At 65.2% G+C, this 19,556-nt stretch carries 20 protein-coding genes; 11 read left to right on the top strand and 9 right to left on the bottom strand.

The features are described from left to right. Positions 1 to 13: 13 nt before the first annotated feature. Positions 14 to 1,228, top strand: a complete 1,215-nt coding sequence (locus ACVMB1_RS03670; protein WP_028334515.1) for an acyl-CoA dehydrogenase — start codon at positions 14 to 16, stop codon at positions 1,226 to 1,228. Between the two features lie 200 nt (positions 1,229 to 1,428). Continuing rightward, positions 1,429 to 2,346 carry an MBL fold metallo-hydrolase gene (locus ACVMB1_RS03675; RefSeq protein ID WP_057015202.1) on the top strand — a complete coding sequence of 306 codons (918 nt, stop codon included), beginning with the start codon at positions 1,429 to 1,431 and terminating at the stop codon, positions 2,344 to 2,346. Positions 2,347 to 2,438: 92 nt separating this feature from the next. On the opposite strand, the gene ACVMB1_RS03680 is transcribed toward ACVMB1_RS03675, so the two are convergent. Beyond that, on the bottom strand, positions 2,439 to 3,296 hold the full coding sequence (locus ACVMB1_RS03680) for a DUF1499 domain-containing protein (RefSeq protein ID WP_057015203.1): 858 nt from the start codon (positions 3,294 to 3,296) through the stop codon (positions 2,439 to 2,441). 243 nt (positions 3,297 to 3,539) lie between these two features. After that, positions 3,540 to 5,168 (bottom strand): fatty-acid--CoA ligase, encoded by a 1,629-nt coding sequence (locus ACVMB1_RS03685; protein WP_057015204.1) that lies wholly within the window; start codon positions 5,166 to 5,168, stop codon positions 3,540 to 3,542. Positions 5,169 to 5,244: 76 nt separating this feature from the next. Between ACVMB1_RS03685 and ACVMB1_RS03690 the strand changes: the two genes are divergently transcribed. After that, on the top strand, positions 5,245 to 6,441 hold the full coding sequence (locus ACVMB1_RS03690; protein WP_076828986.1) for an extensin family protein: 1,197 nt from the start codon (positions 5,245 to 5,247) through the stop codon (positions 6,439 to 6,441). Between the two features lie 11 nt (positions 6,442 to 6,452). Here the strand turns inward: ACVMB1_RS03690 and ACVMB1_RS03695 are convergent, their stop codons facing one another. Further along, positions 6,453 to 7,130 carry a L,D-transpeptidase gene (locus ACVMB1_RS03695; protein ID WP_057015206.1) on the bottom strand — a complete coding sequence of 226 codons (678 nt, stop codon included), beginning with the start codon at positions 7,128 to 7,130 and terminating at the stop codon, positions 6,453 to 6,455. A 338-nt stretch (positions 7,131 to 7,468) separates the two neighbouring features. Here ACVMB1_RS03695 and ACVMB1_RS03700 point away from each other — a divergent pair, with 338 nt between their 5' ends. Continuing rightward, entirely contained in the window at positions 7,469 to 8,446 is a 978-nt protein-coding gene (locus ACVMB1_RS03700; protein WP_057015269.1) for a magnesium transporter CorA family protein, read from the top strand. A 130-nt stretch (positions 8,447 to 8,576) separates the two neighbouring features. Further along, positions 8,577 to 8,798: a hypothetical protein gene (locus ACVMB1_RS03705; protein ID WP_063709281.1), complete on the top strand. Its 222-nt coding sequence runs from the start codon at positions 8,577 to 8,579 to the stop codon at positions 8,796 to 8,798. A 132-nt stretch (positions 8,799 to 8,930) separates the two neighbouring features. Here ACVMB1_RS03705 and ACVMB1_RS03710 read toward each other — a convergent pair whose 3' ends face one another. After that, entirely contained in the window at positions 8,931 to 9,683 is a 753-nt protein-coding gene (locus ACVMB1_RS03710; protein WP_018270354.1) for an SDR family NAD(P)-dependent oxidoreductase, read from the bottom strand. A 155-nt stretch (positions 9,684 to 9,838) separates the two neighbouring features. Then, on the bottom strand, positions 9,839 to 10,480 hold the full coding sequence (gene pdxH / locus ACVMB1_RS03715; protein ID WP_057015208.1) for a pyridoxamine 5'-phosphate oxidase: 642 nt from the start codon (positions 10,478 to 10,480) through the stop codon (positions 9,839 to 9,841). Between the two features lie 108 nt (positions 10,481 to 10,588). Between pdxH and ACVMB1_RS03720 the strand changes: the two genes are divergently transcribed. Further along, positions 10,589 to 10,996: an RT0821/Lpp0805 family surface protein gene (locus ACVMB1_RS03720; RefSeq protein WP_057015270.1), complete on the top strand. Its 408-nt coding sequence runs from the start codon at positions 10,589 to 10,591 to the stop codon at positions 10,994 to 10,996. A 118-nt stretch (positions 10,997 to 11,114) separates the two neighbouring features. Continuing rightward, positions 11,115 to 12,074 (top strand): DnaJ C-terminal domain-containing protein, encoded by a 960-nt coding sequence (locus ACVMB1_RS03725; protein ID WP_076828984.1) that lies wholly within the window; start codon positions 11,115 to 11,117, stop codon positions 12,072 to 12,074. A gap of 385 nt (positions 12,075 to 12,459) precedes the next feature. On the opposite strand, the gene ACVMB1_RS03730 is transcribed toward ACVMB1_RS03725, so the two are convergent. Continuing rightward, complete coding sequence (locus ACVMB1_RS03730) at positions 12,460 to 13,224, bottom strand: anti-sigma factor family protein (RefSeq protein ID WP_076828982.1); 765 nt, start codon at positions 13,222 to 13,224, stop codon at positions 12,460 to 12,462. Positions 13,225 to 13,291: 67 nt separating this feature from the next. Next, positions 13,292 to 13,780, bottom strand: a complete 489-nt coding sequence (locus ACVMB1_RS03735; RefSeq protein WP_016844579.1) for a sigma-70 family RNA polymerase sigma factor — start codon at positions 13,778 to 13,780, stop codon at positions 13,292 to 13,294. Positions 13,781 to 14,006: 226 nt separating this feature from the next. Here ACVMB1_RS03735 and ACVMB1_RS03740 point away from each other — a divergent pair, with 226 nt between their 5' ends. From ACVMB1_RS03740 to ACVMB1_RS03750, 3 genes are all read left to right on the top strand, one after another. After that, complete coding sequence (locus tag ACVMB1_RS03740; protein WP_076828980.1) at positions 14,007 to 14,606, top strand: histidine phosphatase family protein; 600 nt, start codon at positions 14,007 to 14,009, stop codon at positions 14,604 to 14,606. Between the two features lie 149 nt (positions 14,607 to 14,755). After that, positions 14,756 to 15,844 carry a chorismate synthase gene (gene aroC, locus ACVMB1_RS03745; RefSeq protein WP_057015211.1) on the top strand — a complete coding sequence of 363 codons (1,089 nt, stop codon included), beginning with the start codon at positions 14,756 to 14,758 and terminating at the stop codon, positions 15,842 to 15,844. A gap of 44 nt (positions 15,845 to 15,888) precedes the next feature. Further along, positions 15,889 to 17,082: an adenylate/guanylate cyclase domain-containing protein gene (locus ACVMB1_RS03750; RefSeq protein WP_057015212.1), complete on the top strand. Its 1,194-nt coding sequence runs from the start codon at positions 15,889 to 15,891 to the stop codon at positions 17,080 to 17,082. Between the two features lie 97 nt (positions 17,083 to 17,179). Here ACVMB1_RS03750 and ACVMB1_RS03755 read toward each other — a convergent pair whose 3' ends face one another. Then, positions 17,180 to 17,944: a hypothetical protein gene (locus ACVMB1_RS03755; protein ID WP_246786842.1), complete on the bottom strand. Its 765-nt coding sequence runs from the start codon at positions 17,942 to 17,944 to the stop codon at positions 17,180 to 17,182. A gap of 90 nt (positions 17,945 to 18,034) precedes the next feature. Next, positions 18,035 to 18,340 (bottom strand): ATP-dependent Clp protease adapter ClpS, encoded by a 306-nt coding sequence (gene clpS / locus ACVMB1_RS03760; RefSeq protein WP_021076758.1) that lies wholly within the window; start codon positions 18,338 to 18,340, stop codon positions 18,035 to 18,037. 233 nt (positions 18,341 to 18,573) lie between these two features. Here clpS and ACVMB1_RS03765 point away from each other — a divergent pair, with 233 nt between their 5' ends. Then, positions 18,574 to 19,425, top strand: coding sequence for a DUF1194 domain-containing protein (locus tag ACVMB1_RS03765; protein ID WP_057015213.1), 852 nt, complete (start codon positions 18,574 to 18,576; stop codon positions 19,423 to 19,425). Positions 19,426 to 19,556: the final 131 nt, after the last annotated feature.

Below are 19,556 nucleotides of genomic sequence, written 5' to 3' on the forward strand. Positions count from 1 at the left end.
GAAAGGATGTTTCATGAGCGTGCGCCCCCAGGCCAAGGACAAGCCGGCTGCCGCCAGCTTCCAGTGGGATGATCCGTTCCTGCTCGACGACCAGCTCACCGAAGACGAGCGCCTGATCCGCGACACTGCGCGGGCCTATGCGCAGGACAAGCTGCTGCCGCGGGTCACCAAGGCCTATCTGGAAGAGAAAACCGACCGCGAGATCTTCAACGAAATGGGCGAGCTCGGCCTGATCGGCGTGACGCTGCCCGAGGAATATGGCTGCGCCAATGCGAGCTACGTGGCCTATGGCCTCGTGGCGCGCGAGATCGAGCGCGTCGATAGCGGTTATCGCTCGATGAACTCGGTGCAGTCGTCGCTGGTGATGTATCCGATCTACGCCTATGGCGACGAAAACCAGCGCAAGAAATATCTGCCCAAGCTCGCGACCGGCGAATGGGTCGGCTGCTTCGGCCTGACCGAGCCGGATGCCGGTTCCGATCCCGGCGGCATGAAGACCCGCGCCGAGAAGGTCGCCGACGGCTACAAGCTCAACGGCGCCAAGATGTGGATCTCGAACGCGCCGATCGCCGACGTGTTCGTGGTGTGGGCCAAGTCGGCTGCGCACGACAACCAAATCCGCGGCTTCATCCTCGAGAAGGGCATGAAGGGCCTGTCGGCGCCGAAGGTCGGCGGCAAGCTGTCGCTGCGCGCCTCGATCACCGGCGAGATCGTGCTCGACAATGTGGTGGTGCCGGAAAGCGCGCTGCTGCCCAACGTCTCCGGCCTCAAGGGCCCGTTCGGCTGCCTCAACCGCGCCCGCTACGGCATCTCCTGGGGCGCATTGGGCGCTGCCGAGGACTGCATGCACCGCGCGCGGCAATACACGCTCGACCGCAAGCAGTTTGGCCGGCCGCTCGCCGCCACCCAGCTGGTGCAGAAGAAGCTCGCCGACATGGAGACCGAGATCGCGCTCGGCCTGCAGGCCTCGTTGCGCGTCGGCCGCCTGATGGACGAGGGCAAGATGGCCCCTGAGATGATCTCGATCGTCAAGCGCAACAATTGCGGCAAGTCGCTCGACATCGCCCGCATGGCGCGCGACATGCATGGCGGCAACGGCATCCAGATCGAGTATCACGTGATGCGTCACGCCGCGAACCTCGAGACGGTCAACACCTATGAGGGCACGCACGACGTCCATGCGCTGATCCTCGGCCGCGCAATCACCGGCATCCAGGCGTTCTCGTAAGGGCGCTTGCTCGTCATTCCGGGGCGCGCCAACCGAACTCAGGTTTACCCGAGTTCGGAAGATCTTAAATGTCTAAGTCGGCAACAGCCGATTTGGACGGCGCGAACCCGGAATCTCGCGCCGCGTTCCTTTCCCTTCTTTCGAGATTCCGGGTCTGGCCCTGCGGGCCATCCCGGAATGACGATGCAGAGAAAATCCCCATGGCCGACAACGACGACATCCCGTTCAACCGCGACTTTCCGCTGAAGCCCGGCGTGGTCGAACAGGTCCGCCCCGGCGTTCGCCGTGTCCTCTGCAACAATCCGAGCCCGTTCACCTTCACGGGCACGGTCAGCTATATCGTCGGCGAGGGGAAGGTCGCGATCATCGATCCCGGTCCCGACGACGAGGCGCATGCCAAGGCGCTGCTCGATGCGGTCAAGGGCGAGACCGTGACGCATATCCTGGTCACCCATACCCATCGCGACCATTCGCCGAACACGCCGCGGATAAAGGCCGCGACCGGCGCGCCGGTCTATGCCGAGGGACCGCACCGCGCCTCGCGGCCGCGCTTCGAGAGCGAAAAGCACAATCCGGAATCCGGCGCCGACCGCGATTTCCGGCCCGATGTGCAGGTCAAGCACGGCGACGTCATCGAGGGGGCAGGCTTTGCGCTGGAGGCGGTCGCGACCCCCGGCCACACCGCCAACCATCTGGCGTTCGCCTGGGCCGAGCGCAGCATCAATTTCGTCGGCGATCATGTGATGGGCTGGTCGACCTCGATCGTGGCGCCGCCGGACGGCTCGATGATCGATTACATGGCCTCGCTGGAGCGGCTGGAGCAGCGGCCCGAGCAGCTGTATTTCTCCGGCCATGGCCCGGAGATTCCGGAAGGCCCGCGTTACGTCCGTTTCCTGGCGCGGCATCGCCGGGCGCGCGAGGCATCGATCCTGCATCGTCTCGGCAAGGGCGAGGCCGACATTCCGACCATGGTGCGGGCGATCTATATCGGGCTCGATCCGCGGCTCGCCAATGCCGCCGGCTATTCGGTGCTGGCGCATCTGGAGGACCTGGTCGCACGCGGCGTCGTGGCGACGGACGGCGATCCCGTGATCGGCGGGACGTACCGATTGGCCTAGTTCGTCATTCCGGGATGGTGCCAAGCACCAGACCCGGAATCTCGAGATTCCGGGTTCATCGCTGCGCGATGCCCCGGAATGACGCTACCGCGTCACTTCTTCACCGTCTTCGCCGGCGGCGCCTTTGGCGCGACAGGAGCCGCCTTCTTCGCCGGCTTGGCATTGTCGTTCTCGGCCGCGCTGTTGAGGTCTTCGATCAGCTTCTTGACGCGGGCGGCGTTGCTGCCGAGATCGGTGTCGAAATAGCGCGACGCCGAGCGGATATCGACGCGGGAGTCCTCGTCGTCAGGCGTGACCCGGATCGAGACGTCCTCGCGGAAACCCATGATCGGCGTCCGCGCTACCGCCTCGATGCGGCCGATGCGGCGCGGCGGCTGCGGCGCGCGCGCGTCGATGACGAGCCATTTGCGGCGGTTCACCAGCCGCAGCGTCAGCTCATAGGCGCGGTCGACCGGGGTTTCGAGCTCGACGGTTTCGATATCGGGATAGGCCGCGCGCTGCCGCTCGGCCGAATAGAGGCCGGCATAGGCGGCAGGATTGGTGCCTTCCCCGGTGCGCAGCCGCGCCAGCGCCTCGAATTTCGGCGGGTCGATCGCGTCGGTGGTGACGTCGTAAATCCGCGGCAGCTTGCGGTACTGATAGATGAGGTAGGCCGGGTAGGCGAGGATCGCCGCGTCGATCAGCAGCGCGAGCAGGATCCGGCCCATGCCGCGGGTGCCGTTCTGCCAGATCGCGGCAAAGGCGGCCAGCCCGAGCAGGATCGACAGGCCGGCCAGGCCCAGCGCGCCGAAGAAGGTCGCCAGCGCCGGCTTGACCTCCAGGAACCCGAAGCGGACGATCAGGATCGAGACCACCACCGCGACGACGGAGAAGATGGCGAGGTTGCGCGACCAGGTGGCGAGACCGGACACGGGCTCCTGCTGGTAGGGAGCGGAAAACCTGCGCGCCATCGTCGAAAAATCTGCCGGTTGAGATGTCCTCTGGCGACCTCGGCCGCCGCGATCAGTCGTGTGAGACCACGGACCTGCGGCGAATTCAAGGGATTTGGGCTTTACCCCGAATCGTCATGGCCGCGCATAGCCGTCCGAAGGACGGCGTCGCTTGCGCTCGCCTATGACCCGGCCATCCATGTCTTGCCGCACGATGAAGTCGTGGATGCCCGGGTCAAGCCCGGGCATGACGAGCGTTTGTTTTCACGCCGCGGCGGTCGGGAACGTGTAATCCTTGAATTGGTCGCGCAGCGCCGTCTTCAGGATCTTGCCGGTCGCGGTGTGGGGAATGCCGTCGACGAAGGCGACGTCGTCGGGCATCCACCATTTGGCGATCTTGCCGTCCATGAACTTCAGGATGTCCTCGCGCGTGGCACTCTGGCCCTGCTTGAGTTGCACGATCAGCAGCGGCCGCTCATCCCATTTGGGGTGATGGACACCGATCACGGCGGCTTCCGCGACCGCCGGATGACCGACCGCGAGGTTCTCGAGATCGATCGAGGAGATCCATTCGCCGCCGGACTTGATCACGTCCTTGGAGCGGTCGGTGATCCGCATGTAGCCGTGCTCGTCCATCGTCGAGACGTCGCCGGTGTCGAAATAGCCGGCATCGTCGAGGATGTTGCTGTCGACCCGGAAATAGGCCTTGGCGATCGCCGGGCCCGAAACCTTGAGACGGCCGAAGGTCTTGCCGTCCCACGGCAGCTCCTTGCCGGCATCGTCGGTGATCTTCATCTCGACGCCGAACGGCGGATAGCCCTGGGTCTGCAGGATGTCGAGCCGCTCCTCGCCGGTGCGCTCGGTAAACGGTGGCTTCAACGTCGCCAGCGTGCCGAGCGGGCTCATCTCGGTCATGCCCCAGGCGTGGCGCACCTGGCTGCCCATGTCGAGGAACGCCTGGATCATCGAGCGTGGCATCGCCGACCCGCCGCAGATCACCATCTGCAGATCCGGCAGCTTGACGTTGTTGGCGGCCATGTATTGCAGCAGCATCAGCCACACCGTCGGCACGCCGGCGGTGTGCGTGACCTTCTCGGTCGACAGCAACTCGTACACCGAGGCGCCGTCGAGCTTCGGGCCCGGCATCACGAGCTTGGTGCCCATCGACGGCGCGGAGAAGGCGATGCCCCAGCTGTTGGCATGGAACAAGGGGACCACCGGAAGCATTGTGTCCGACGCGGAGGTGCCGAGCGCGTCCTTCGAATTGGCCATCAGCGCGTGCAACACGTTGGAGCGGTGCGAATAAAGTACACCCTTGGGATCGCCCGTCGTGCCGGAGGTGTAGCACATCGCCGCCGCGGTGTTCTCGTCGAAGGTCTTCCACTCGAACTTGCCGTCGGATGCCGCGATCCAGTCCTCATAGGCGACCGCGTTCTTCAGCGTGGTCTGCGGCATGTGCGCCTTGTCGGTCAGCACCACGTAGCGCTCGACGCTCGGCAGCTGGCCTGCGATCTTCTCCAGCACCGGAACGAAGGTGAGGTCGGTGATGACGATACGGTCCTGGGCGTGGTTGACGATCCAGGCGATCTGCTCCGGAAACAGGCGCGGATTGACCGTATGGCAGATCGCGCCGATCCCCATGATGCCGTACCAGACCTCGAGGTGGCGCCAGGTGTTCCAGGCTATGGTGGCGACGCGGTCGCCGAGCTTGATGCCGTCACGTTCCAGGCTCTGCGAGACCTTCAGTGCGCGGGTGTGGATCTGGGCGTAGGTGGTGCGATGAATGGGGCCTTCGACCGACCGCGTCACGACTTCCTGTGTGCCGTGATATTTGGCGGCGTGCTCAATAATCTTGTGACACAGCAAGGGCCAATCTTGCATCAAACCAAGCATACGCGAATCCCTCCTCGATCCTCACACATGATCCGCCGGCATCTTGGACGGCCGGCAGTAAAATCATGGAACTGACATGAACTTTAGCGCGGAGAAAGCAAGCCGAAAATGGCCTGTTGGCGCGTTTCGTCGCGGGGGCGCGGCAATGGTTACCGCCGCCGCCGTGCTGCTTTGCCTTGGCATGCAAGCAGGCCCCGCCGAGGCCGCCCGCCGCGCGCCCAGCTTTCCGTGGGACGATCTGTTCGGCACCCGGCCGCAAAGGCCGCATAAGGCAGCCCGCCGCTCAGCGGTGCCGCTGCCGAAGCCACGCCCGGCTGAGGCGCCGGCGGCAGCTCACGCGCCGGCGGCAACCGAGCCCGAACCTCCCGCAGCCGGGACGCAGTCTCCGGCCGCGCCTGCCGAGGCGGCCAGGCCCAGCGAGACGGCCAAGCCCGCTGATGCCGCCAAGCCGGCCGAGCCCGCCGCGCCGCAGCTTTCGGCCTGCCGGCAGGCGCTGACCGAGGAGATCGCGATCGCCCCGAGCATTCCGGATATCCACGGCGCCGGGGGCTGCGGCGGCGAGGATCTGGTGCGGCTCGAGGCGATCGTGCTAGCGGACAAGCGCAAGGTCGCGGTCAAGCCCGCCGCGATCCTCCGCTGCAAGATGGCCGCTGCGGTCGCCGACTGGGTCCGCACCGATATCGCGCCGCTCGCGCAGAGCCTCGGGGGCGGGATCAGCAATCTCGACAATTTCGACTCGTTCGAGTGCCGCGGCCGCAATCGGGTCGCCGGAGCGCAGCTCTCCGAGCACGGCCGCGCCAATGCGCTCGACGTCCGCGCGCTCGGTCTCGCCAACGGCAAGTCGATCTCGCTGACCGACCGCAGCGTGCCGCGGACCTTGCGCGAGACCGTGCTGCATTCGGTCTGTGCCCGCTTCTCCACGGTGCTCGGTCCGGGCTCGGACTGGTACCACGAGGACCACATCCATCTCGACCTGATCGAGCGTCGCAACAATTACCGGATCTGCCAGTGGAACGTGGACGACCCGCTGCCGCAGGTCGCGCCGCTGTTGCCGGCCGAGCGCCCCGAAGAGGCGCCGCCGCGCGAGGTCGCTGCCAAATCCAACGCGCCGAAAGCGGACACATCCAAAGCTGACCACGGCAAGTCTGACACCGGCAAGTCTGGCACCGGCAAGCCGAACGCCACAAAATCAGATGATGCGGCCGCGCCCGACCGCAGTGCCGAGACCAAACCGCAGCCAACAAAAAAGCGCCGGCAAAGCCGGCGCTTTTGATCGCGATTGGATCAGTAGGTCGTGCCGCCGCCGCCCTGCAGCGCCATCTGCGGCTTGTAGGGCGAGTCGCCGTGCTTCGGCTCCAGCACCACGACGATGGTGCCGAGCTTGACGCGGTTGTAGAGGTCGATGACGTCCTCGTTGGTCATGCGGATGCAGCCCGAGGAGATCGACGCGCCGATATATTCCGGCTGGTTGGTGCCGTGGATGCGGAACAGCGTGTCCTTGCCGCCCGAATAGAGATACATCGCGCGCGAGCCCATCGGATTGTCCGGGCCCGGGGCCACGAAGGTCGGGACGCCGAGGCGCGAGATTTCGCCGGGGGTCGGGTGCCAGGCCGGCCATTCGGTCATGCTGCCGACCTTGGCGATGCCGGACCAGGCCATGGCTTCCTCGCCGACAGTGATGCCGTAGCGGATCGCCTTGCCGTCGTTCAGCACGTAATAGAGGTAATGGTTGTCGGAATCGACCACGATCGAGCCGGGGGCTTCCTTGCGGTGATACTCGACGATGGCGCGGCGGAACGGTTCAGCGACCGGCGTCTTGACGTAAGTGGTCTTGGCCAGGAGTTCCTTGTCACGCGGCTTGAAGTTCGCGGTGTTGGTTGCCTCATAGGTTGTGGCCTGCATGCAGCCTGACAACATCAGGCCCGCGGCCAGAATCCCGAGGGTAACTTTGAGCGATGACATGATTACATTCCAATCGAAAATCCGCGCCCGAAAGCGCCACTATTACGCCCCAAACGCCACGATTCCATTAGCGGCATTATTGCCGAAAGGTGCCATTATTCCCAGACTTTAGATGCCTTTCCCGCATCGCGGGACGCTGTCTGTGGCTTTTTTGCCGCAACTGTTCTGGTGCCGGGTTGGTTTTTGTGCAAACAGGCAACGGTCGACGAGTCGGCGTCACGTCGCTGCCGCCTGGCCGCCACAAGTATGGATGCCCGGTTAATACCCCGGTCATGAAGCGCCCCCCAGAATCGCGCTAAGTCGGCGGGTCCTGCCAGCCTTGTTTCGTGGAGTTCGTGATGCTGTCGGTGTTCGTTCCGTCAGAGTTTTCGCTCAAGAAGGCCACCGCGACGGACCTCGGCGCGCTGCCCGAGGGAGCGGTCTGGGTCGATCTGGTGAATCCGACCGTGGAGGAGGACCGGGCGGTCGAGAAGCTCGCGGGGATCGCGGTGCCGACCCGGGAAGACATGCAGGAGATCGAGATCTCCAGCCGCCTCTATATCGAGAACAGCGCGCGCTACATGACCGCGACGCTGATGTGCCAGTCCGACACCGACATGCCGCGCACCACGGCGGTGACCTTCATCCTCACCGGTCATCGGCTGGTGACGGTGCGCTACGACCTGCCGAAGCCGTTCGCGCTGGTCGAGAACAAGCTGGCGCGCGCCTGTTCCCCCAGCATCACCGGGGAGCAGGTGCTGATGGAACTGCTGGACGCGGTGATCGACCGTTGCGCCGACATTCTGGAGCGCTGCGGGGCCGATATCGACCAGGTGTCCCACGACATCTTCGAGCCGGAGAGCGAGCGCCACGGCCACGCCAAGCAATATTCGCAGATTCTGATCGCGATCGGCCGCAAGGGCGACCTGACCTCGAAGGTTCGCGAAAGCCTGGTCTCGATCGGCCGCCTCGTCACCTTCCTCTCCGCGGTGGTCGAGGGCGTGAAATGGTCCAAGGACATGCGCGAGCAGCTCAAGACCATGCAGCGTGACGTGGCCTCACTGACCGACCACGCCTCCTATCTCTCCAACAAGATCACCTTCGTGCTCGACGCCATGCTCGGCGTGGTCAATCTGGAACAGAACAACATCATCAAGCTGTTCTCGGTGATGGCGGTGGTCTTGATGCCGCCGACGCTGATCGCCTCGATCTACGGCATGAATTTCAAGGTGATGCCGGAACTCGAATGGGCGCACGGCTATCCGTATGCACTGGTGCTGATGCTGATCGCGGCGATCGTGCCGTACTGGATCTTCAAGTGGAAGAAGTGGCTGTAGACCGGTTCCACGCGTCGCGTTTTGGGACGCGCTTCCTGCCTTATTTCCTCTGCTAAAATTTGAGCGTTGCGCTGAACGTTTGGGCGAAACTTGTCTGCGATAACGCCCGCCTCGAAGCCGGAGGACAGCAATGGTTGAGAAGATCATAACGCCACGGCGTAACGTCATCGACTTTGCGCGCTATCAACAGGACCGCGCAGCAGGCAAGGTGCAGGCGATCTCGCCGAGACTTTGCCGTTACTGTGGCGCTGCGTTGCTGGATGGCGAGGACGAAGACGAATGCTCCAGCGCGCTGAACGACGTCGCGCTGCGGCAGCCCGAGAAGAAGTCGCGTCGGTTCTACGCAGACTAGAGGCCGAAGCCTCGGAGGCAGAAGCCTCGTTTGCGTTGTTACGCCTGCAAGTGAAGCAATCCCAATGACGGCCGCGGCGGCGGCCGGGATCGCCTCAAAACTTCCTTCCCCGAAATACGGCTCTTCCCAGCGTCAGACGTGCTGACCACCGTTGATGTGGATCTCCGCACCGTTCACGTAAGAGCTGGTCTCCGTGCAGAGAACGTAGATGATCTTGGCGACCTCGTCCGGCGTGCCGAGGCGGTGCATCGGGATCTGCTGGTCGACGATCTTCTCGGTGCCCGGCGACAGGATCGAGGTATCGATCTCGCCCGGCGCGATCGCGTTGACGCGGACGCCGACGCGGCCGAAGTCCGATGCCATCTCGCGCGTCAGCGCCGCGAGCGCGGCCTTCGACGTCGCGTAGGCCGCGCCGGCAAACGGATGCACGCGCGAGCCGGCGATCGAGGTGACGTTCACCACCGCGCCCTTGGCGTGCTTCAACTCCTCGATCAGCCCGCGCGCGATCATGATCGGTGCGAAGAAGTTGACGTGGAAAACGTGGGTCCAGGTCTCGATGTCGGTGTCCATGGTGCCGAGCCGGCCGCCGCCCGCAGCCTTCGGCGAGATCGCGGCGTTGTTGACCAGCGCGTGCAGTTCATCGTTCTCGAGCCGCCTGCGGATCTCGGAGATCGCGCGCACGGTGTCGTCATGGCTGCCGAGGTCGACCTCGATGTGGTCTTCCGGCCCGGCGCCCCAGGGGCAGACCTCGGGAAACGCATGCCGCGACAGGGTGATGACGCGCCAGCCGGCGGACGAGAACCGGATCGCGGTGGCATGGCCGATGCCGCGGCTTGCGCCGGTCAGAAGCAGCGTGCGCCGCGGCGCATTGGATGGGTGGGGCATCGACGGTTTCTTTCGTTTTCGTCATGCGCGGCGGCGTGCCGGGCATCCACGCCTTCGAACGACTTGGGATGACTTGGGATCAAGACGTCGCTGGCCGGGTCATCTTACACGAAGATGCGCTTCGCGCTTTCGCCCGGCCATGACGGTCGCAGCTTTCAGGGATAGAGCCGCACCTTCGACCAGGCGCTGCCGGCGCCGTCGCGGCGGAATTCGATGCGGTCGTGCAGGCGGTACGGGCGGTCGTGCCAGAACTCGAAGCGCTGCGGCGTGATCCGCCAGCCGCTCCAGCCCGGCGGCCGCGGCACCTCGCCGATGACGTATTTCGCACCGGTCTTGGCGATCGCCTGCTCGAATGCGAAGCGGCTCTCCAGCGGCTGCGACTGCTTGCTGGCCCAAGCGCCGATCTGCGCCTGCTTCGGCCTGGTGGCGAAATAGGCGTCGGCCTCGGCATCGGTCACCGGCGTGACCGGCCCGCGGATGCGCACCTGGCGGCGCAGCGATTTCCAGTGGAAGAGTAAAGCAGCCTTAGGATTTGCGGCCAATTCGCGGCCCTTGGCGCTCGCAATGTGGCTGTAGAACACGAAGCCGTCGGCATCGAAGCCCTTCATCAGCACCATCCGCACGTCGGGCAGGCCGTCGGGATCGACGGTCGCAAGCGCCATCGCGTTCGGATCGTTCGGCTCGGACTTGATCGCCTCCGCAAACCATTCGGCGAACAGGGCGAACGGCTCCTCCGCCGCGGTGAAATCACCCGATGTTAACGGTGTCGGGTGTTTGATGGAGGTCGTGTCGGTCATGTCAGGAGTCCCGATTTGCATCCGCCCGCGTCCGAAAGCGCGTTACTAGCCCTATATAGGGCATGGGGGCGCGTTGGCCTATCGGCGATCCACCCCGCAGGCGCGGTGGTGACATTGATCCTGATCGGCGTCGGCGCAAGCGGCTGCAGCCTGTCGCGCAGCGACGCCTTCGCCAAGCTGGACGACAAGGATGTGACGGGCTCGATCAGGCCGACCCAGATCAATGCGGTGATGCCGACCGACAGCGACCTCGCCTTCGCCCGCAATGCCGCCTCCGACGTGCTGACCAAGGGCGACAAGGATTCCAGCCAGCCCTGGGAAAATCCTGAAACCGGCGCGCGCGGCTCGGTGACGCCGCTGGCCCAGGCCTATTCGGGCGAGGACGGCAAGACGTGCCGGGATTTCCTTGCCAGCTACGTCAACGGAGCCACCGAGAGCTGGCTGCAGGGCGCCGCATGCAAGGCTGGACAAGGGCGGTGGGAAATCCATAGCCTGAAGCCCTGGAGAAAATCCTGAGAATTCCGGCGAAGCCGGACTAGTTGCAAAAATGCCACTGAGCCCCCACATCAAGGTAAAGTGGGCCCGGACGGGTTCCCGGCCAGGACTGATTTTTCCCGTGAAGGAGACGTGACGGATGCGCGACCCCTATGAGGTCTTGGGGGTGCAGCGGAGCGCCAGCGCTGCGACGATCAAGAGCGCCTATCGCAAGCTCGCCAAGAAGCATCACCCTGATAACAACAAGAACGACCCGAAGGCGGCGGCCCGCTTTGCGGAGATCAACACGGCCAACGAGATCGTCGGCGACGAGGACAAGCGCAAGCAGTTCGACCGCGGCGAGATCGATGCCGAAGGCAAGCCGCGCTTCCAGGGTTTCCCTGGCGGCAGCGGTGCCGGCGGCCGTGCCGGTCCGGGCGGCTTCGAGTACAGTTTCCGCTCCGGGCCCGGCGGCGGCATGGGCGGCGGCAGCTTCGAGGACATCCTCAACAGCATGTTTGGCAATGCGGCTCGCGGAGGCGGCAGCCGCGCGGGCCGGGCCAGTCCGTTCGAGTTTGACGGCGGCGGGGTCGGCGTCGACCTCGATCTTTCGGTCGCTATGACGGTGTCGCTGGAGGAATCGGTCAGGGGCGCCGACAAGCGCGTCCGCCTGCCGACCGGCCGCGAGCTCAACGTCAAGATTCCGCCCGGGGTTGCTGCGGGTCAGCAGATCCGGCTGAAGGGGCAGGGCGAGACCGCGCAAGGCCATCCGCCCGGCGATCTCCTGATCACGATCTCGGTCGCGCCGCACCCGTTCTTCAAGGTCGACGGCAACGACCTCAGGATCGACCTGCCCATCACCCTCTACGAGGCGGTGCTGGGCGGCAAGGTCCGCGTGCCGACGCTCGGCAGCGCGGTCGAACTGTCGATCCCGAAGAACACCTCGAGCGGCCGTACCTTCCGCCTCAAGGCCAAGGGGCTGTCGAAGGCGGGCGCGACCGGCGACCTCTATGTCACGACCCGCATCATCCTTCCCGACGGGAACGATGCCGAGCTTGAGGCATTGATGCAGACATGGCGGGATCAAAAACCCTACAATCCGCGTAGCGATCTCGGCTGACCGCCGATAACGCGCCCCAAAAGACGCGAAGACGCGAAACTGCACTACCCCGGACTCTATCGGGGTAGACGCGGGCATCGTGAGCGCGTCACAAAGGATGACGGGCCGTCCGAGGTCTGCGGCGTGCAGACCGGATGACGGAAAAGGAGTGCGGCCTCGAGAGGGGGACCAGCGCGGTACACAAAACCCCAATCGAGGCCGCGTGCGCCGATCGGCGGATCGGGCGCGGATCATCTTCGCGTGAGCATCCGGTGCGATAATGAGACGCGTCGATGACGCGAATCGAAGTTTTCGATGTCGGAATTGGGACGCTGAGTGAGGCTGGATTCACTTGCTCGAAATGACGCAATTTCGACGACCTGATCTTCCGTAAAATTACGGAAGATCACCCGCCGCTCTTCTCCATCTGATCGTAGACGGCCTGCGCGACCTGGGTCAGGCGCGTGCGATCGGTGCCGCCGCTGACGACATAGGCGACGCCTCGATCGGCCCAGAACAGCGCGCCGTCGCTGCCCTGCACGGCATAGCGCATCTGGGTCGCCTCGGTCTTCACCTTGGCGGTATAGACCGTGAACCGCTCACCCGACGTGCTCTCATACATCAGGAACGACGCCGGGCCGCTCGGTCCGGGCAGCAGGCGGCCGCCGACCAGCTTCAGCCCGGTCAGCTCCGGCGCGCGGACGTCCCAGCCGCAGCGCTTGGTCAGCCATTGCTGCAGGTGGTCGCGCTCGCTGCCGGGCACCTCGACGGGATGCCGGACCTCGACCACGTAGAGCCGATGCGCATCGAGTGCATCGACCGTGAAGCTCTGGAATGCCGACGGCGTCGCCGCCGCTCCGCGCGCGATCCAGCCGGCGCCGCCACCGGCGACGAAGGCCATGACCGTCGCCGCCACCGCGCCATAGACCCAGCGGCGCGGCTGGCGCACCAGCCGCTCGAGCTCGAGCCGTTTCGGCACCGCCTCGTCCAGCACGGTGTCGTAGCGTGCATGCAGTGTCTCGGCCATCGCACGCCATGACTGCACCCGCGCCGCGTCGTCGGGATGCGCGGCAAGCCACGCCTCGACATCGCCGCGGCGTTCGGCTGGCAGCTCGTTGTCGACGTAAGCGTGCAACTCGTCTTCGGTGACGGGAATGTTCGAGTCGGTCATATCAGTCGTCTCTGCCAAATCTTGTTCGAAAATCGTTCATGCATAACGCCGGCCATCGCGCACATTATCATTTCACCCGCCGGAGCGCCGGGCGCTGGCCCTCGATCGAGGCCCGGACATGGGCGCGTGCGCGGGCGAGGCGGGACATCACCGTGCCGATCGGCACGCCCTGGATATCGGCGACCTCGCGGTAGCTCATGCCCTCCAGCATGACGAGCAGCAGCACCGAGCGTTGTTCCTCGACCAGCGTCGACAGCGCGCGTTCGATGTCGCGTCCCTCGGCCTCGGTGCCGCTGGCGTCGGCATTGTTATCGAGCAGCGGCACGAACGCCGGCCGCCGCGCCAGCGAGCGCCGGCGGTTCTTGTTCAGATTGGTCAGGATCGTGTAGAGCCAGCTCCTGACGTCGCCGCCGAGAAACAGCCGCTCCGAGCGCAGCGCCCGCACCAGCGTGTCCTGCACCAGATCGTCGGCGATATCCGTGTCACGCGCCAGCGCGCGCGCATAGCGACGCAGCGCCGGTATCATGGCTTCGACACTTTGACGAAACGCGGTCATGCATCCCAGTCTTCGATGGTCTCGGCGATAGCCGCCTTGTCAACATAACACCCTGGCGGCGTGGCTATTCCGTCTGCGCCGATCTGCGCGCATACCGCCCAAGCTGCGGCCGATTTGGGCTTGTCGCCAGCCGAAGTGCTGGTGTACCTCCGAGCCGAAAAAATTCGAAGCGTGGAAGCCTTGAGGCGGCCGACCTCTCGCGCAGCAGGGACCAGCCGTTACGGGAATGCCGGTACCGACGATCTATTACATCCGCCACGGCGAGACCGCGTGGAACGCCGAAGGGCGGCTCCAGGGCGTGCAGGACGTCGCCCTCAATGAGCGCGGTCGCGCCCAGGCCGCGCATGCCGGGCGCATCCTCGGCGATCTCCTCGCGCGCGACCGCCGTGACAAGGCGACGCTGCCGTTCGTCGCAAGCCCGCTGATCCGGGCGCGTGCCACCATGGAGCTGGTGCGCGCCGAGCTCGGCCTGCCGCCGGGCGACTACGCGCTCGACGCGCGGCTGCGCGAGATCGGCTACGGGACGTGGGAGGGCTCGACCTTGGCGCAGGCGCAGGCTGCGGACCCCGCGCTGTATGCCCGCCGCCTGGCCGAGAAGTGGACGGTGTCGCCGTCCGGCGGCGAGAGCTATGTCGACGTGCAGGTGCGGATGACCGACTGGTACCGCTCGGTGACGTCGGACACGGTCGCGGTCGCCCATGGCGGTACGGCGCGGGCGCTGATGGTGGCGCTCGGCTTCGAGACGCCGGCCTCGGCCGCCGAACTCTATATCGAGCAGGGAGCGGTCTACGTATTCGGTGAGCAGGGGCTGCGGAAGCATAGTTAACTCGCACTGTCATTCCGGGGCACGAAGCGAACCTCAGAGGCGCAATTGCGCCCCGGGGAATCTCGAGATTCCGGGTTCGATGCTCCGCATCGCCCCGGAATGACAGCTTGGCTGTTTGACCCCGCTGCCTCTGCGCGTTACGACACGCCATGTCCTTCAATACTTTCGGTCATATGTTCCGCGTCACGACCTTCGGCGAGAGCCATGGGGTCGCGATCGGCTGCGTCGTGGACGGCTGCCCGCCGCTGATCCCCCTGACCGCGGAGGAGATCCAGCACGACCTCGACCGCCGCCGCCCCGGCCAGTCGCGCTTCACCACCCAGCGCCAGGAGCCGGATGCGGTCAAGATCCTGTCCGGCGTGATGGCGCATCCGGAAACCGGCGCGCAGGTGACGACCGGCACGCCGATCGCGCTGCTGATCGAGAACACCGACCAGCGCTCGAAGGATTATTCCGAGATCAAGGACAAGTTCCGGCCCGGCCATGCCGACTTCACCTATGAAGCGAAATACGGCCTGCGCGACTATCGCGGCGGCGGACGCTCCTCCGCGCGCGAGACCGCGACCCGCGTCGCGGCCGGTGCGATCGCGCGCAAGGTACTGCCCGAGGTGAAGGTGCGCGGCGCGCTGGTGCAGATGGGGCCGCACAAGATCGACCGCGAGAAGTGGGACTGGGACGAGATTGCGAACAACCCGTTCTTCTGTCCCGACAAGGACAAGGCGGCGTTCTTCGAAAGCTATCTCGACGGCATCAGGAAGAGCGGCTCCTCGATCGGCGCCGTCATCGAGGTCGTCGCCGAGGGCGTGCCAGCCGGCCTCGGCGCGCCGATCTACGCCAAACTCGACAGCGACCTGGCGGCGGCGATGATGAGCATCAACGCGGTCAAGGGCGTCGAGATCGGCGCCGGCTTCGGCGCCGCCGAATTGTCGGGCGAGGAGAACGCCGACGAGATGCGGACCGGCAACAACGGAACGCGTTTCCTGTCCAACCATGCCGGCGGCGTCCTCGGCGGCATCTCGACCGGGCAGCCGGTGGTGGTGCGCTTTGCGGTCAAGCCGACGTCCTCGATCCTGACCACGCGCCGGACCGTGGACCGCAAGGGCGCGGATACCGACATCCTGACCAAGGGCCGCCACGACCCCTGCGTCGGCATCCGGGCGGTACCGGTCGGCGAGGCCATGATGGCCTGCGTGCTGGCCGATCATTTTCTGCGCGACCGCGGGCAGACCGGGCGCTGATCCCTTATATAGTGGCGGTCGCCAGACCGCCCTGGGGGAATGCCATGAACGCGTCGGAGCTTCGGGACATCATCGAATGGATGATCGGCGGCGCGCGGTCGGCGCCGACCCCGCCGCAGATGATGGCGGAATGCTGCGAGCGCCTGGTGCGGGCCGGCCTGCCGCTGTGGCGCATCGGCGTCTTCGTGCGCACGCTGCATCCGGAGATCTATGGCCGCCATTTCTTCTGGAAGCCCGGCGCCGAGGTCGAAACCGGCACCGTCGATCACAACATCCTGGACTCCCCGGAATTTGCCGTCAGCCCGCTGTCGACCGTGTTCAGGCAGGGTGTTGAAGTACGCGCGCGGCTCGACGATCCCGCAAGCGCCCGGTTTCCGATCGTCGTGGACCTGCAGGCCGAAGGCGTCACCGACTACATCGCCGTGCCGCTGGTCTATACCGACGGCTTCGTCAATGCCTCGAGCTGGACCACCAGGCAGCCGGGTGGCTTCACCGAGGAGCAGCTCGATGCGATCCGGTCGATCACCGTGCCATTGGCGCGCTATATCGAGATCATCACCCTGCGCCGCACCGCCTCGCTCTTGCTCGACACCTACGTCGGCAACCGTGCCGGCGAGCGCATCATGGGCGGCCAGATCCGGCGCGGCCATGCCGATACGATGGATGCCGCGATCTGGCTGTCGGACCTGCGCGGCTTCACCGCGCTGTCGGACCGCTTGCCGGCCGAGACGGTGGTGGAAATCCTCAACCTCTACTTCGATTGCCAGGTCACCGCGATCCGCGACCATGGCGGCGAAGTGCTCAAATTCATGGGCGACGGCCTGCTCGCGGTGTTCCCGGTCGACGAATATCTCGGCGACGAGGTGCAGGTCTGCTCACGGGTGCTGGAAGCCGCGCGCGCGTCCCGCGCCGGCGTCGAGGCGCTGCAATTCGCCAATGGCGATGCCGTCGAACGCTTCCGTTTCGGCCTCGCGCTGCATCTCGGGCGCGTGCTCTACGGCAATATTGGCGGCGGCAACCGGCTCGACTTCACCTGCATCGGTCCGGCGGTCAATCTCGCCGCGCGGCTGGAGAAGATCGCCGGCCGTCTTGGCCGCACCGTGGTGGCCTCGGAGCGCTTCGCCGGCATCAGCGACGGCGGCTGGAGCGATCTCGGCGAGTTTCCTATCGCTGGATTTGCCAAGGCCGAACGGGTCTACGGCCTGTACGACGAGGCGCCGGTCGCTGCTGCGAGCTAAAGCATGATCCGGAAAAGTGCGAAGCGGTTTTCCGAAAAGCTCATGCTCAAACAAAGAGCTAAGGCGCGATGACGATTCAACCTAATCTCATCGCGCCTTAGCCGCCGCGGGCGTAAGACTGCTTCAGGCCGAAGGTCAGGATCGACAGCGTGATCCACAGCCGCAGCATGGCGAAGCCGAAGATGAAGACGACGTAGACCAGGTTCTTGAGCGGCTGGCCCACCGTCGCGGTCTGCCAGAAGTGCCAGATCGCGGTGCGGACAAGCTCCTGACCGTAGCCCAGCGCGACGTTGATCGCACCGAGCACCAGCACCGCGGCGCCGAGCCACAGCGCATGCCGGCCCAGATCCTTGACGGCGGCAAACAGTGCGACACGGCCGCCATTGCCTTCCGCATTGACGATGATCAAGAGCACCAGCGCTGCGATCGCCGCACTCCAGAACCGGCCGAGATCGGAGTCCTGATCGAAGGCCATGCCGTCGAGGCCCCACATCAAATGCGGAGCAAACGACGTGAAGCCGACCGCGGCGGTGCCGACTGATGCCACGATCATCACGAGCATGATCCGCCACAGGATCGACGCCGACAGTCTGGTCTGCTCGGCCAGGGTCCATTCGCCGAGCGACGATTGGCCTCCGGCAGCCTGGATCGAGTCCCGCGCTGTCGCGAAGAAGGCGAGCAGCACGCAGATGTCGGCCAGCACCAGCGCGGGCAGCGTCAGGCCGGGCCTGCCGAAACCGACGATCCGCAGCGCCGCCGCCATGACGAGCGAGGGCAGAGCGGGCAGGGGGCGAAACGGCCCGAACGAGGTTTCTGGGCGGGTCTTCCGCAGTGAGAGCTGTTGGCGCAGTGCGACGGACATGCCGCGTTCATGCCATGCGATCCCTAAAGCACCGGTCGCCGCGATCGCTAAAATTCGCGGCAAGGCCTGTGGCAATCTGGCGCTGGCGCGCTATTCCTCGGGCTCGGTGGTGAACAGCAGCGGATAGCCCTTGGCGCGGCCGGCGTCGGTGGCGCGCGTCGCCTTGGTCTCGGCGACGTCCCTGGTGAAGACAGCGACGACGCAGACGCCGCGCTGGTGCGCCGTCAGCATCACCTTGTAGGCTTGGTCGTCGGTCATGCGGAATTCACCCTTCAGCACGGTGACGACGAATTCGCGCGGCGTGTAGTCGTCGTTGACCAGGATCACCTTGTGCAGGCGCGGCCGCTCGACCTTGGTCTTCGTCCTGGTTTTCGGCTTGACGACGGTATCTGGCATCGCACTCCCTCGCGATTGCCCCGTAAGAATACCGTCTTCAGGCGCGCCTTGGAACCGTTCGATTTGCACGGCGTCATTGCGGCAACGGCACGGCGCGCGTTGCCGCATTCGAGACAAACGAAGTTTGACTTGAGTGTGGACGTCTAACCTGAATGTGAAGGACAGCTGATATCTGCGCTTTTCGCCGCCTGAATTGCGTGTCACCATGACACTCATACGACGGGAGGGCCGCAATGCGCTGGTATGTCTCGATCGGAGCGGTGCTTGTCGCGGGCATGTTGGCCTGCGGCGATGTGGCCGGTGTTGCCGCGCCCGGCCCGGGAACCCAACCCGGCCATCGCCTGGCTGAAAAGGAATCCACACCGAGCGTCGACATCGAGTTGATCATCGCGGTCGACGTTTCCTATTCGATGGACATGGACGAGCTCGCGATCCAGCGCGAGGGCTATGCGCAGGCGATCGTCTCCAAGGATTTCCTGCAGGCGCTGAAGGCCGGTCCGAACGGCAAGATCTCGATCACCTATTTCGAATGGGCCGCCTCCAACGATCAGAAGATCATCATCCCCTGGCGGGTGATCGACGGCCCTGAATCCGCCGATGCGGTCGCCGCCGAGATCATGAAGACGCCGGTGCGCCGCGCCTCGCGCACCTCGATCTCCGGCGCGATCTATTTCGCGATCCCGATGTTCGACGAGAATCCGCATCGCGGGCTGCGCCGCGTGATCGATATTTCCGGCGACGGGCCCAACAACAACGGCACGCCGATCACGCCCGCGCGCGATGCGGCGCTCGACAAGGGCATCGTCATCAACGGTCTGCCGATCATGGTGAAGGAACCGTCCTACTCGACGATGGATATCGAGAATCTCGACTATTACTACGAGGACTGCGTGATCGGCGGACCGGGCTCCTTCGTGGTGACGATCAAGGATCGTGAGAAGTTCAAGGAGGCGATCCGCACCAAGCTGCTGCTCGAAGTTGCCGGCCGCACCCCCGAGCGCCCCATCATGCGGACCGCCGAGAAGGAGCCGCGGGTCAATTGCCTGATCGGCGAGAAGATCTGGCAGGACCGCTGGGGGCGGTAGCGATCATGTGGACCTCGTAGGATGGGTAGAGCGCAGCGAAACCCATCAATTCATGTCTATGGCGCGAATGATGGATTTCGCTGCGCTCTACCCATCCTACGGTCTAACTCGCCTTACAGATCTTCTGGAGC

The organism is Bradyrhizobium sp. USDA 4504 (genome assembly GCF_054063995.1).